Source organism: Arthrobacter sp. TJ-217, from assembly GCF_058269255.1.
This window is the reverse complement of the sequence record NZ_JBZCNJ010000009.1, coordinates 190,900-204,975: the sequence shown is the minus strand read 5'-3', so window position 1 is coordinate 204,975 and position 14,076 is coordinate 190,900. Positions and strand designations below refer to the sequence as shown.

Below are 14,076 nucleotides of genomic sequence, written 5' to 3'. Positions count from 1 at the left end.
TCCCCAACGCATGCATTACGACAGCCCCCTCGTAGAGGCCCGCATCAGGCGTTTCCGCGGAGAACGACTCCAGCCGGCGCTCTACCGAAGCACCGCTCCCCTCAACCTCAGCTCCTGGGAAGTCCCCGATGAGCCGGTCCCCTTTCAGGAGGCGGTGCGCAACGAGTTCACTCCTGCCGAGCATGGAATGTACTGGGGCAAGCCGTGGGGAACGGTCTGGTTTCATGCTGAGGGAAAGGTGCCCCCGGCCTGGGCTGATGAGCAGGACGCGAGAGTTGAACTTGTCGTCGACCTCGGTTTCACCGGCGCACAGCCGGGATTCCAGGCCGAGGGCACCGTGTACTCGGCGTCGGGCCGCATCCTGAAGGCGGTGGAGCCGCTCAACCGCGGCGTCAGGTTCAATGCCGGCTTCGGCGAACCCGTCGACCTCTACATCGAGGCTGCGGCAAACCCGAACGTGGCACAGGACTTCCTGTTCATCCCCACCCCCTACGGGGACAAAGCGACGGCAGGGGATGCGAAGCTGTACCGCCTCGCCCAGATCGAAATCGGCCTCCTCGATCTGACGGTGTGGGAGCTCGAGCAGGACTTCGCCGCCCTCATGGGACTGCTGGAGCAGCTTCCCGCCTCCTCCCAGCGGCGCGCTGAGATCCTCCGCGCCCTCGACCGGGCCGTCGATGAAATGGACCCCGACGACGTCACCGGCACCGCGCAGCTCGGCAGGGACATCCTGGCGCCGGCCCTCGCCAAGCCGGCCTCCGCGAGCGCGCACCGGCTCCATGCCGTCGGGCACGCCCACATCGACTCCGCCTGGCTCTGGCCGACGCGCGAGACGGTACGGAAGGTGGCGCGCACCTTCTCCAACGTGTGCGACCTCATCGATGAGAACCCCGACTTTGTCTTCGCGGCGTCGTCGGCACAGCAGTATGCCTGGCTCAAGGCGTCGTATCCCGAGCTTTTCGAGCGGGTGAAGGCGAAGGTGGCCGCAGGGAACTTCGTTCCCGTCGGAGGGATGTGGGTCGAATCCGACACCAACCTGCCCGGCGGGGAAGCCCTCGCACGGCAGTTCGTGGCCGGCAAGAGCTTCTTCCTCCGCGAGTTCGGCGTTGAGTGCGAAGAGGTGTGGCTCCCCGATTCCTTCGGCTATTCCGCGGCGCTCCCCCAGATCATGGCCGCCGCCGGCGCGCGCTGGTTCCTGACGCAGAAGATCTCCTGGAACGAGACGAACACGATGCCGCACCATACCTTCCGCTGGGAGGGCATCGACGGCACGCAGCTGTTCACTCACTTCCCTCCCGTCGACACGTACAACTCCACCCTTGAGGGCGGGGAACTCGCCCGTGCCGAGGCCCAGTACGCCGAGAAGGGCATCGGCACCACATCGATGGTTCCCTTCGGCCACGGCGACGGCGGAGGCGGGCCGACCCGCGAAATGATTGCCGCCGCCCGCCGGACCCATTCCCTTGAGGGATCGCCCACCGTCACCCTCTCCAGCCCGCGGGCCTTCTTCGAGGACGCGGAGGCCGAGTATCCGCAGCCGCCGGTCTGGTCGGGAGAGCTCTACCTGGAATTCCACCGCGGCACCTACACGTCGCAGGCCCGCACCAAGCGCGGCAACCGGCGCTCGGAGCATCTCCTGCGGGAGGCCGAGCTCTGGGCAACGACGGCGGCCGTGCGCACCGGAGCCGCCTATCCGGATCAGGAGCTGCGGGAGATCTGGCAGCTTGTGCTGCTCCAGCAGTTCCACGACATCCTGCCCGGCTCCTCCATCGCCTGGGTCCACCAGGAGGCCGAGCGGAACTACGCCGAAGTGGCCGTGCGGCTCGAGTCGATCATCGAGGAGGCCGCCCGGAGCCTCCTCGGTACCGGACAGCACACCGCCCTGCTCAACGCATCGCCCTACCCGGTGCACGGCGTTCCGGCACTGGGCGCGGCCGCGGAGAATCCGCGCACCGGCACGGGCACCGTCAGCGCGGTGGACGGCGGTTACCGCCTTGAGAACGCCGCCGTCCGGGTCCTCGTTGACGGCGCCGGCCTCGTACGGTCCATCTACGACATCGAGGCCGGGCGTGAGCTGGTTCCCGAGGGTGCAGCGGCGAACCTCCTGCAGCTGCACCGCGACACGCCCACCCAGTGGGATGCCTGGGACATCGACGAGCACTACCGCCGGAACACCCGCGACCTTGACGAGGTCGCCGGGATGCAGGTCCTTGACGGAGCAGGCGGCCAGGCGCTGAGGATCGAGCGGGAATTCAATGCGTCGCGGGTGGTCCAGATCCTCTCCCTCGACGCCACCGAGCCCCGCCTCGACATCAGCACGGAGGTCGACTGGCACGAGCAGAAGAAGCTGCTCAAGCTGGCGTTCCCCCTCGACGTCCACGCCGACCGCGCAACCTCCGAGATCCAGTTCGGCCATATCCACCGCCCCACCCACGCCAACACCACCTGGGACGCCGCCCGCTTCGAAACGGTGGCGCACCGCTGGGTGCACGTCGGTGAAACCGGCTACGGGGTGTCAGTGGCGAACGACTCGACCTACGGCCACGACATCGCCCGCTCGTCCTCGAGCGGCCGGGGGTCGACCACCACGGTGCGGCTGTCGCTGCTGCGGGCTCCAACCTTCCCCGACCCCGCCGCAGACCAGGGCCAGCACCTGATGAAGGTGTCCGTCCGGGTAGGCGCCGGCATACCTGAGGCGGTCAAGGAGGGCTACCGGCTCAACCTGCCGCTGCGGACCGTTCAGGGAGTGGATTCCACCGACGTCCCTCCCCTGTTCACCGTGAGCCATGACGCGCTCGTCATCGAGGCGGTCAAGCTGGCCGAGGACGGCAGCGGCGACGTCGTGGTCCGTCTCTATGAGGCGCACGGGATGCGGGCCAGGGGCACGCTGACGGCCGGCTTCGGCTTCGCTGCGGTGCAGGAGACAGACCTCCTTGAGCGTCCCGTCGAGGGCGTGGCGGTGCGCCGGGGGGACTCCCCCACGGTGGAGCTGGAGCTGCGGCCATTCCAACTCGCAACGCTAAGATTTGCACTCAAGGGTTAGCCCGAAGGACCTATTCGAGGTGGAGGTTGGTGCCGTGAGCACTGTATTCGGTGCGCCTTCGCGCCGCGGCACCAACCTTCCCCGGATGGGCGACTTCAACCAGACAGTTGTCCTTGACGCAATCCGGCGGTCGAAAGGCGGCCTCAGCCGCGTTGAGCTCGCCGCGGCAACCGGACTGTCGGCGCAGACACTTTCGAATATCGCCCGGCGGCTGCTTGACCAGTCACTGGTCGTCGAGTCCGGGACGGTCAGGAAGGGGCGCGGGAAGCCGAGGACGGTACTCACCCTCAACCCGACGGCGTGCTACGCGGTCGGGGTGCACCTTGATCCTGCAATCATCACCTTCGTGATCCTCGACCTCAGCGGACGTGTCATCGCCCACTCCACGCGGCGTACCCCGCTGAAGCCCGGCGCCGAGGCCGTGGTCGACGTCATGGCGTCGGCCGTCGCCGACCTGCTGGCCGGTGCGGGAGTGGACCGGGAGCTCGTGCTAGGCGTCGGCGTCGCCTCGCCCGGACCGATCGACCCGGTGCGCGGCGTGGTCGTCGATCCTCCGTTCCTGCTCGGATGGCACCAGGTCCCGCTGCGCGACTCCCTCAGCCGGGCAACCGGCTTCCCGGTGGTGCTCGAGAAGGACGTCGCCGCCGCGGCGGTCGCCGAGATCTGGGGCAGCCACAGCGACTCTCCGGAAAACTTCATCTTCGTCTACCTCGGAACGGGCATCGGCATGGGCCTGGTATCGGGGGGCTCGGTGCTTCGCGGACGGACGCAGAACGCCGGAGAGGTCGGGCACATCGTCGTAGCTCCCGACGGGCCGGAGTGCTCGTGCGGGCTGCGGGGCTGCCTCGCGGTGACCTGCATGCCGCAGAACCTCGTGCAGGAGGCAGTGCGGATCGGCGTGCTCGGCTACCCCGTGAACAACGCCGATCCGGGAGCGGTCGAAACGGCGTTCCTTGAACTGTGCTCCCGCGCCCTGAACGAGCAGGCCGCGCGCATGATCATCGACGTCTCCGCGGAACGTGTGGCGAAGGCGGTGTCCGTGCTGACGAACGCCCTTGACTTCGACCGGGTGGTGTTCGGAGGCCCGTACTGGCCCCTGCTTGCCGAGTCCTATCTCGGGATCGTTCCGGCGAGCCTGCACCGCCTCACCGTCGCACCGCACACGGAGGCCATCCAGGTTGAGGGGACCGCCTTCGGTACCGATGTGGGCGCGGTGGGCGCCGCGTGCACGGTTTTCGATGACGCACTCTCACCGCACACGAAGCAGCTGCTGCTGCAGACCTGACTACCGGCCCCGGAGCGGTTCAGCCCGCCAGGTTCCGGCGGTAGAAGTCCTCGAGCGCGTGGAGCTTCTTCTCGCTGCGGTGCGGCACAGCCCCGGCGAGGTTGACCGCCACGTCGTCGAGGTGGGCGTGCCAGTGAGCCATGAGCTTCGGCAGGGCCGCCCGGTCTTCGATGACCATCCGCACCGTCACCGCCGTCGCCTCGCCATCCACCGTAAGGTCCACCTCGGTGAGTTCAACGAGCGGTTGTTCCTCGGGGTCGGCCGTGATGGCGTCGTTGACCAGGAGCAGCGGTGCCTCGTACCGGCGGTCGAAGCGGAACATCTCGGCGCCGTCCTCCTGCTCGATCACGCCCATGGTCTGGGAGAGGGAGAACCGGCGTCCGTACTCATCGCGCAGCTGCGCCCAGGACGGACCGGGGCGGGGCGCCGTGCCGGCGGCGGCAGCGCGAAGGCCGCCGAGGATCAGCTGCCACCCGGCGGCCCCCTCGGTCAGGAATTCGTCGGTTTCCGGGTGCATGCGCACCTGGATCAGGGTGCCGTCCCCGCAGGGCAGCACCCGGAACTCGACGATCGAGACGAGGCCGAACTCGTCCTCCCACGTGTACTGAAGCTTCGTGGGCGGATCGAACTGGAGGACCGTGCCCGAGACCACAACCCCGTCCAGGTGGAGCGTGTACGCCTTGCCGAGCTGCAGCCCTTTTTCGAGCCGCCCAAGCCACTGTTCCACCTTGGGCGGGGAGGTGAGCAGCTCCCAGATGTAGGGCCGCGGGTAGTCGAGCTGCTCGTCGAAGGCCAGGACGTGTCCTTCGCGCACCTTTTCGATCCGGCCGGTGAGCTCCGGCACCGCCGCCCGCATGAGATGGGATGTGTCGGTGGATGGTTCCATTGCTGCCTCCGGGTCGGTTGAGCACAACCTACTCCGGGACCGGAGCCTACGGAAGACTCACGGCGCCCCCGCCGCTGGAGGCAGCGAAAGAACGCACGTCCCGCAGCCCGGCCTCCAGGGCGGAGAGCTGCCGGGCCACGGCGGAGGGCGCTGTTCCGCCCTGCCCGTTACGGCTGTTGAGGGAGCCCTCCACGCTGAGCACCGTCCGCACCTCCGGGGTCAGGTGGGTCGAGATTCCCGCGAACTCCTCGTCCGTGAGGTCCTCAAGCCCCACTCCGCGGCCCTCGGCAAGGCGCACCGCCGAGCCGGAGAGCTCGTGGGCCTCCCGGAAGGGCACGCCCTGGCGCACGAGCCATTCGGCGATGTCCGTCGCGAGCGCGAACCCCTGCGGGGCGAGCTCGGCCATGCGCTGGGTGTTGAAGGTGAGGGTTGCAAGCATTCCGGCGACGGCCGGCAGCAGCAGCTCGAGGGTGTCGACGGCGTCGAAGACCGGCTCCTTGTCTTCCTGGAGGTCCCGGTTGTAGGCGAGGGGCAGGCCCTTGAGCGTCGCGAGCAGTCCGGCGAGGTCTCCGATCAGCCGGCCGGCCTTGCCGCGGGCGAGTTCGGCGACGTCGGGGTTCTTCTTCTGCGGCATGATCGAGGACCCGGTGGAGAACGCATCGTCGAGCGTGACGAAGGAGAACTCGCGGGTGGCCCAGAGGATGACCTCTTCGCTGATCCGGGAGAGGTCGACACCGATCATTGCGGCAACCCACGAGAACTCCGCGTAGACGTCGCGGGACGCGGTGCCGTCGATCGAGTTGTGGGTGGCGGAGTCGAAGCCGAGCTCCGTCGCGACCGCTTCGGGGTCGAGCCCCAGCGAGGATCCGGCAAGCGCGCCGGACCCGTACGGGGAGACCGCCGCGCGCCGGTCCCAGTCCTGGAGCCGCTGCACATCGCGCAGCAGGGCCCAGGCGTGAGCCAGGAGGTGATGGCTCAGGAGCACCGGCTGCGCGTGCTGGAGGTGGGTCCTCCCCGGCATCGGCGCGTTGGGGTGCGCCTTGGCCTGGGCGAGGAGCGAGTCGACGGTGTCGAGGACCCCGCCGGCGATGATCCGGGCATGGTCGCGCAGGTACATGCGGCCAAGGGTTGCGACCTGGTCGTTCCGGGAGCGGCCGGCGCGCAGCTTTCCGCCGAGGGCGGTGCCGGCCCGCTCGATCAGCCCGCGTTCGAGGGATCCGTGGACATCCTCGTCGTCGTCGTCGGGTGTGTAGGCCCCCGAGCGGACATCGGCGTCGAGCGCGTCGAGCGCGGCGAGCATCTCCCGCAGTTCGGCGTCGTCAAGCAGGCCCGCGCCGGCGAGCACGCGGGCGTGGGCCCGGGACCCCGCCAGGTCGTAGGGGGCGAGGCGCCAGTCGAAATGCGTCGACTTGCTCAGCGCCGCGAGGGCGCCGGCAGGTCCGGTGGCGAACCGCCCTCCCCACAGGGACCCGGCGTTGGTGGCGCCCCCCGCCGCTCCCGCCATGTCAGGCACCGGCCCGCTGGTCGCGGCCGGAGGCCACCTTCGAGGAGAGCCCGAAGATTTCGATGAAGCCGCGCGCCATCGACTGGTCGAACGTGTCGCCGGTGTCGTAGGTCGCGAGGTTGAAGTCGTAGAGCGCCGTCTCGGAGCGCCGCCCGGTCACCGTGGCCCGCCCGCCGTGGAGTTCCATGCGGATGTCGCCGGTGACGTACTTCTGGGTGTCCTCAACGAACGCGTCGAGGGAGCGCTTCAGCGGCGAGAACCACTGGCCGTCGTAGACCAGTTCGGTCCAACGCTGGTCCACTGTCTTCTTGAAGCGGGCCTGCTCGCGTTCGACCGTCACGTTCTCCAGTTCACGGTGCGCCGCGATGAGGGCCATCGCTCCGGGGGCCTCGTAGATCTCGCGGCTCTTGATGCCCACGAGCCGGTCCTCGACGATGTCGATCCGGCCGACGCCCTGCGCGCCGGCCCTGCGGTTGAGCTGCTCGATCGCCTGGAGGGGCGTGACGGGTGTGCCGTCGATGGCCACGGGGATGCCGGCCTTGAAGCTGATGACCACCTCGTCTGCCACCGGGGAGAAGTCGGGAGAGTCGGTGTACTCGTACACGTCCTTGGTGGGCCCGTTCCAGATGTCTTCGAGGAAGCCGGTTTCGACGGCGCGGCCCCAGACGTTCTGGTCGATGGAGAAGGGATTCTTCTTTGTGGTCTCGATCGGCAGGTTGTTGGCCTCGGCGAACGCGATGGCCTTGTCGCGGGTCAGTGCGAGGTCGCGCACCGGGGCGATGCACTTGAGGTCTGGGCCGAGGGTCTGGATGCCAACCTCGAACCGCACCTGGTCGTTGCCCTTGCCGGTGCAGCCGTGGGCAACGGTGGTGGCACCGAACTCGCGGGCGGCGGCGACGAGGTGCTTGACGATGACGGGCCGGGAGAGCGCCGAGACGAGGGGGTAGGCGTCCATGTAAAGCGCGTTGGTCTTGAGCGCGGGCATGCAGTACTCGGTGGCGAACTCGTCGCGTGCGTCGGCGATATAGGCCTCGACGGCACCGCAGCCGAGTGCCCGCTGGCGGATTGCTTCGAGCGATTCCCCTCCCTGTCCGACGTCGACGGCCACGGCGATCACTTCGGCGCCGGTGGCTTCGGCGATCCAGCCGATTGCCACTGAGGTGTCGAGTCCGCCGGAGTAGGCAAGGACGATGCGTTCGGTCACTGGGTGTGCTCCTCTGAAAGTTCGGATGGGTGGTGGGTGGGTTCGACCGCGCCGCGGTTCGGCGACGGGTTCTCGGGTGAAGAGGTCTCGGGTGAAGCATCGCGCGTCGGGCCGGGCGGGCCCGGCACGAGGAGCGGTTCGGCACCGCTCAGCGGGTCCTGGGCGAAGTTCAGGAAGCGCTCGGCGACCGCGGCTCCCCCGTTGGGGTCCCGGGTGACGATCATGACCGTGTCATCGCCGGCGATGCTGCCAAGGACCGAGGGCATGATGGAGTGGTCGATCGCCAGGGCGAGGAAGTTCGCGGCGCCCGGCGGAGTGCGGAGGATGACGATGTTCGCCGACGCCTCGGCGGTGACGAGCAGTTCGGCGCACAGCCGGCCCAGCCTCGCATCGAGGATCTCCTGGGTGAGCCCGGTCTGTGGTGCCCTGCCCCCGCCCTCCCCCGGAACGGCGTAGACAAGTGCGCCGTCCTTTCCGCGGACGCGCACGGCGCCGAGCTCGACGAGGTCCCGGGAAAGCGTCGCCTGGGTCACCTGCACCCCGTCGGCGGCGAGCAGCGCCGCGAGCTCGGCCTGCGAGCGGACCGACCGCGCCGTGAGCAGGGCCGTGATCTGCGCCTGGCGGGCTGTCTTCGTCGCCGGCCGCGACCCGTCGCGCTGCACGGTCATGGCGTGCCCGCCGGAGCCGAGGCGCGCAGCAGCCACACGAGCAGCGCCTTCTGGGCGTGGAGCCTGTTCTCCGCCTCGTCCCAGACAACGGACTGCGGGCCGTCAATGACGTCGGCGGAGATCTCGTAGCCGCGGTAGGCAGGCAGGCAGTGAAGGACGACGGCGTCAGGGGCGGCGAGGGCCAGGGCGGCGCCGTCGACGGCGTAGGGACGGAACAGCGCCAGCCGCTGTTCCTTCTCGTCCTCCTGGCCCATCGAGACCCAGGTGTCGGTGGCAACCACGTCGGCCCCGGCCAGCGCCTGGGCGGGGTCGGTTGTGACGAGGACCGACCCTCCGGTTTCCTCGGCACGGCGTACGGCGGCGGCCACGATCCGCTCCTCGGGAAGGTGCCCCGCCGGGCCGGCGATCCGCACGTGCATTCCAGCGGTCACGCCGGCGAGGAGGTAGGAATTGGCCATGTTGTTCGCGGCGTCGCCGAGGTAGCTCAGGGTGAGCCCTGCCAGTGCTCCCTTGTGTTCGCGGACGGTCATCAGGTCGGCCAGCAGCTGGCACGGGTGGTAGTCGTCGGAGAGGGCGTTGATCACCGGAACGGTGGAGCCGGCTGCCATCTCCTCAAGCCCGGACTGGGCGTAGGTGCGCCAGACGACTGCTGCGACCATCCGCTCCAGCACCCTCGCCGTGTCGGAGATCGACTCCTTGTGCCCGAGCTGGGATTCTCCCGCGCCGATGATCAGCGGCACACCGCCAAGGTCGGCGATGCCTGCGGCGAACGAGATCCGGGTGCGGGTGGAGGTCTTGTCGAAGATGACGGCAACGGTTTTCCGGCCGGCCGCGCCCGCGGCGAGGGGTGCCTCGGCGTAGGGATCCTTTTTCAGGGCGAGCGCCAGGTCGAGGATATCTGCCTGCTCCCCCGGGGTGAGGTCGGTGTCGACCAGGAAGTGGCGCGTCATGCTGGTGCTCCTTGCGCTTGCTGAAGGATGGCGGGCAGTGCCTCGAGGAAGGACCGGGCCTGGTCGGGGGTGAGGATCAGCGGCGGGGCGAGCCGGAGGGTCCGGGGGCCGGGGCTGTTGATGATGAATCCGGCGTCGAGTGCCGCCCCCACCGCCGCGGGGGCGTAGTCGCCGTCGAGGTCGATGCCGATGAGCAGGCCCCTGCCGCGGACCTCCGCCACCCCGGGCAGGGCGGCGATGCCGGCGCGGAGCCGGTCTCCGACCTCGCGCACGTTCTTCAGCGCATCGGTCGTCTCGAGGGTGTGCAGCGTCGCCAGCCCTGCGGCGGTGGCGACGGGGTTGCCGCCGAAGGTGCTTCCGTGCTGGCCCGCGGTCAGCAGGCCGGACGCTGCGGGCCCGAAGGTCAGCAACGCCCCGATGGGGAACCCGCCACCAAGGCCCTTGGCCAGCGTCACCGCGTCGGGCACGATGGCGTCGGGCCCCTCGGCGTGGGCGAACCAGGCGCCGGTGCGGCCGACGCCGGTCTGCACTTCGTCGACGATGAGCAGGGCTCCGTGCCGCAGGGTCGCCTCACGGGCCCGCGGCAGGTACCCGGCGGGCAGCGGATGCACCCCTGACTCCCCTTGGAGGGGTTCGAGGAACACTGCCGCAACGGTCTCGTCGATGGCTTCGACGAGCGCCTCGATGTCGCCGAAGGGCACATGCTCGACGCCGCCGGGCAGCGGTTCGAAGGGTTCCCGGTAGGCCTTTTTCCAGGTAAGGGCCAGAGCCCCCATGGTGCGGCCGTGAAAGGCCCCCTCGAGAGCGAGGATGCGGTTGCGCTTCGGCGAGCTGTTCCGGCGTGCGAGTTTGAGGGCCGCCTCGATGGCCTCGGCGCCGGAGTTCGTGAAGAACACCTTCGATCCGGCCGGCGCCGCGGCAAGCGCAAGCAGTTTCTCCGCCAGGGCCACCTGGGCGGGGCTGGTGAAGAAATTGGAGATGTGGCCGAGGGTTGAGAGCTGGGCGGTGATGACCGCCGTGAGGAACGGGTGGGCGTGGCCGAGGGTGTTGACGGCGATGCCGCCGAGCAGGTCGAGGTACTGCCTGTCGTCGGCGTCCCAGACGTTGCAGCCCTCTCCCTTCACCAGGACCCGCTGCGGGGTGCCGAACACGCCGAGGAGCGACGAACCGTACCGGGTGAGCCAGGCCTCGGAGGACGTGCCGGCCGGTGCGAGGCTGCTCAGGAACTCGGCCCCGGCGGTTCCGGCTTCCGGCACCGGCGTTCCCGGGCTCATGCCGTGCCACCGTTCGGCGAAGGGACCGCCGGCAGCGGACGGTGGTCGGGGACCACCTGAGTGCCGATACCCGCCGTGGTGAAGGTTTCAAGGAGCATCGAGTGGGCAAGGCGGCCGTCGACGATGTGGGCGCGGTCGACTCCCCCGTCGACGGCTTTCAGGCAGGCTGCCATCTTCGGGATCATGCCGGCCTGGAGCGAGGGCAGCATGGTGCGCAGTTCGGCCGCGGTGAGGGAGGAGATCAGGGAGTCCTTGTCGGGCCAGCGCGCATAAAGGCCCTCGACGTCGGTCAGGATCACGAGCTTTGACGCTCCCAGGGCCTCGGCGAGGGCTGCGGCGGCGGTGTCGGCGTTCACGTTGAGCACCTGGCCGGTGCCCTCCCCGGCGGAGTCGACCTCCGGTGCCACCGTCGAAATAACGGGGATGCGCCCGGCCTGGAGGATGTCGAGGATGGCGCCCGGGTTGACCCCGGTCACCTCGCCGACAAGCCCGAGGTCGACCTCCTCGCCGTTCACCACCGTGCCGGTGCGGGCGGCGCGCAGGAGGCCCCCGTCTTCCCCGGAGAGTCCGACGGCGTAGGGTCCGTGGGCGTTGATGAGGCCGACGAGTTCGCGGCCCACCGAGCCGGTGAGGACCATGCGCACCACGTCCATCGCCTCGGGGGTGGTGACGCGCAGGCCGCCCTGGAAATCGGAGTCGATGCCCAGGCGCTTGAGCATCGCGCTGATCTGCGGCCCTCCCCCGTGCACGACGACGGGGCGGATGCCGACGTGGTGCAGGAAGACGATGTCTTCGGCGAAGGCACGCCGCAGGTCGTCGTTGATCATCGCGTTTCCGCCGTACTTGATGACCATCGTCGTGCCGGCGAAGCGCTGGATCCACGGCAGTGCCTCGATGAGGGTTTCGGCCTTGTCCTGGGCCGTGGCGGCCGGTGGAAGTGTTGGAGAGGTCATGGGGGTCCGGTCAGCTCGAGTAGGCGGAGTTTTCGGTCACGTATGCGTGAGTGAGGTCGTTGGTCCAGATCGTTGCCTCCGCGGTGCCCGCGGCGAGGTCGATCTCGACGGACACGTCGCGCCCCGTGAGGTCGACGAGCTCCCTGGGGTCCCCGATCGCCCCGCCGCGGCAGATCTGGACACCGTTCATCGACACGTTGAGCCGGTCCGGTTCGAAGGCGGCGTCGGTGGTTCCCACGGCGGCGAGAACCCGCCCCCAGTTCGGGTCGTTGCCGAAGATCGCGGTCTTGAAGAGGTTCGATCGGGCCACAGCCCTGCCCACCGTCTCGGCGTCCTTTTCGGAGGCGGCGTTGATCGTGGTGATGGCGATGGTGTGGCTTGCCCCTTCGGCGTCGTCAATCAGCTGCGCGGCGAGGTCGAGGCAGACGCCGGTCAGGGCCGCCGTGAACTGCTCCGGGTCGGGCTCGATCCCGCTGGCGCCCGAGGTGAGCAGCACCACGGTGTCGTTGGTTGACATGCACCCGTCGGCGTCGGTGCGGTCGAAGCTGACCCGCACCGCGTCGCGCAGCGCGGCGTCGAGCCCCTGCGGGGGCAGCACGGCGTCGGTGGTGAGGACGACGAGCATCGTGGCAAGGCCCGGGGCCAGCATGCCTGCACCCTTGGCCATGCCGCCGATGGAGTATCCCTCGCTGGCGCTGTCGGGCGAGGACGGGTAGCGGGCCTGCTTGGAGACCGAGTCGGTGGTCATGATCGCCTCGGCCGCCGCCCCTCCGCCGGCCGAGCTGAGCGTCCCGGCGGCGGCTGCGACCCCTCCAAGGAGTTTGTCCATGGGCAGCTGCTCGCCGATCAGCCCGGTGGAGCAGACGAACACGTCGGTTGCCGAGATGCCAAGCAGGTCGGCGGTGACCTCCGCGGTCGTGTGGGTGTTCTGGAAGCCTTCGGGGCCCGTGCAGGCGTTGGCGCCGCCGGAGTTGAGCACGACGGCGTCGACCCGCCCGTCAGCGACCACCTGGCGCGACCAGTGGACGGGAGCAGCGGCCACGCGGTTGGAGGTGAACACCGCCGCCGCGTTGAGCAGGGGCCCGTCATTGACGACCAGGGCCAGGTCCGGGCCGCCCGAGGCCTTGATGCCTGCGGCGGTTCCGGCGGCCCGGAATCCGCCGGGTGTGGTGATGCTCATGGCGCGGTTCCTTGGAAGGTGAGGCCTGCCGACTCGTCGAGTCCGAGGGCGATGTTCATTGACTGGACTGCGCCGCCGGCGGTGCCCTTGGTGAGGTTGTCGATGACGGCGGTGACGATCACCCGCCCCGCGTGGTCGTCGTAGGCGAGCTGCAGGTTCACGTGGTTGGAGCCGAGGACGGCCTTGGTGGTGGGCCACTGGCCCTCGGGAAGGAGCCTGACGAAAGGTTCGGTGTCGTAGGCGTTGTGCCAGGCTTCGCGGAGCTGCGCCGCCGTCGTTCCCGCGCGAACCCGGGCGGTGGCCGTGGTGAGGATGCCGCGGGCCATGGGGGCGAGGGTGGGGGTGAAGGAAACGCTTACCGCTTCCCCCGCCACGGCGCCGAGGCCCTGTTCGATCTCCGGGGTGTGGCGGTGTAGCCCGCCCACGCCATAGGGGCTCATTCCGCCCATGACCTCCGAGCCGAGCAGGTGCGCCTTGGCAGACTTGCCTGCGCCTGAGGCGCCGGAGGCCGAAACCACAACGACGTCGTCGGGCTCGAGCAGGCCTGCCGAGAACCCGGGGGCGAGGGCGAGCAGGACGCTCGTCGGATAGCAACCCGGAACCGCGATGCGGCGGGCTCCGCGGAGTTTCTCCCGGGCACCGGGGAGTTCGGGCAGGCCGTACGGCCAGGTGCCGGCGTGGGCGGACCCGTAGAACTTCTCCCACGCTTCGGGGCTCTCGAGCCGGTGGTCGGCACCGGCGTCGATGACGAGGGTGTCGCCGGGCAGCTGCGCGGCGAGATCGGCGCTCGCGCCGTGCGGCAGGGCGAGGAACACGACGTCGTGGCCGGAGAGCGCTTCCACCGAGGTTTCCTCGAGCACCCGGTCGGCGAGCGCGTGGAGGTGCGGCTGGAGGCTGCCGAGGCGCTCCCCGGCGTTGCTGTGCGCGGTGACGGCTCCGACTTCGGCGTCCGGGTGGGAGGCAAGGAGGCGCAGCAGCTCCCCGCCGGCGTATCCACTGGCTCCGGAAACGGCTACTGAGATGCTCATTCCCCAACCCTAGCTGAATATTATTCACATATCCACATAACTATGCACACGCGGTTCGGGGATGCCGTTCCCTACCGGCGGCCCTAGCATGGGGAACCTAC

General features: G+C 69.4%; 10 protein-coding genes and 1 pseudogene. 2 read left to right on the top strand and 9 right to left on the bottom strand.

Annotated features, from left to right (window positions below; all coding sequences use genetic code 11):
* The first annotated feature begins 10 nt into the window (after positions 1-10).
* Together AC4D2R_RS16000 and AC4D2R_RS15995 are read left to right on the top strand one after the other, a co-directional pair.
* On the top strand, positions 11-3,043 hold the full coding sequence (locus AC4D2R_RS16000; protein ID WP_490941092.1) for an alpha-mannosidase: 3,033 nt from the start codon (positions 11-13) through the stop codon (positions 3,041-3,043).
* Between the two features lie 34 nt (positions 3,044-3,077).
* A complete protein-coding gene (locus AC4D2R_RS15995) occupies positions 3,078-4,328 on the top strand; it encodes an ROK family transcriptional regulator (RefSeq protein ID WP_490941091.1) in 1,251 nt (416 codons plus the stop codon).
* 19 nt (positions 4,329-4,347) lie between these two features.
* On the opposite strand, the gene AC4D2R_RS15990 is transcribed toward AC4D2R_RS15995, so the two are convergent.
* The 9 genes and pseudogenes from AC4D2R_RS15990 to argC form a co-directional block, all read right to left on the bottom strand.
* Complete coding sequence (locus AC4D2R_RS15990) at positions 4,348-5,214, bottom strand: SRPBCC domain-containing protein (protein WP_490941090.1); 867 nt, start codon at positions 5,212-5,214, stop codon at positions 4,348-4,350.
* A 46-nt stretch (positions 5,215-5,260) separates the two neighbouring features.
* Positions 5,261-6,718 carry an argininosuccinate lyase gene (argH, locus tag AC4D2R_RS15985; RefSeq protein ID WP_490941089.1) on the bottom strand — a complete coding sequence of 486 codons (1,458 nt, stop codon included), beginning with the start codon at positions 6,716-6,718 and terminating at the stop codon, positions 5,261-5,263.
* Position 6,719: 1 nt separating this feature from the next.
* Positions 6,720-7,922, bottom strand: coding sequence for an argininosuccinate synthase (locus tag AC4D2R_RS15980; protein ID WP_490903730.1), 1,203 nt, complete (start codon positions 7,920-7,922; stop codon positions 6,720-6,722).
* A 155-nt stretch (positions 7,923-8,077) separates the two neighbouring features.
* A pseudogene (locus AC4D2R_RS15975) lies at positions 8,078-8,590 on the bottom strand (arginine repressor); the annotation flags it as partial.
* Entirely contained in the window at positions 8,587-9,540 is a 954-nt protein-coding gene (gene argF, locus AC4D2R_RS15970; RefSeq protein ID WP_490941088.1) for an ornithine carbamoyltransferase, read from the bottom strand. The pseudogene AC4D2R_RS15975 and the gene argF, both read right to left, overlap by 4 nt.
* Entirely contained in the window at positions 9,537-10,814 is a 1,278-nt protein-coding gene (locus AC4D2R_RS15965; RefSeq protein WP_490941087.1) for an acetylornithine transaminase, read from the bottom strand. The genes argF and AC4D2R_RS15965 overlap by 4 nt, the downstream gene beginning before the upstream one ends.
* Positions 10,811-11,767: an acetylglutamate kinase gene (argB, locus tag AC4D2R_RS15960; RefSeq protein WP_490941086.1), complete on the bottom strand. Its 957-nt coding sequence runs from the start codon at positions 11,765-11,767 to the stop codon at positions 10,811-10,813. Before argB ends, AC4D2R_RS15965 begins: the two co-directional genes overlap by 4 nt.
* Positions 11,768-11,777: 10 nt before the next feature.
* A complete protein-coding gene (argJ, locus tag AC4D2R_RS15955) occupies positions 11,778-12,947 on the bottom strand; it encodes a bifunctional glutamate N-acetyltransferase/amino-acid acetyltransferase ArgJ (RefSeq protein WP_490941085.1) in 1,170 nt (389 codons plus the stop codon).
* Positions 12,944-13,975 (bottom strand): N-acetyl-gamma-glutamyl-phosphate reductase, encoded by a 1,032-nt coding sequence (gene argC, locus AC4D2R_RS15950; protein ID WP_490941084.1) that lies wholly within the window; start codon positions 13,973-13,975, stop codon positions 12,944-12,946. Before argC ends, argJ begins: the two co-directional genes overlap by 4 nt.
* Positions 13,976-14,076 lie beyond the last annotated feature (101 nt).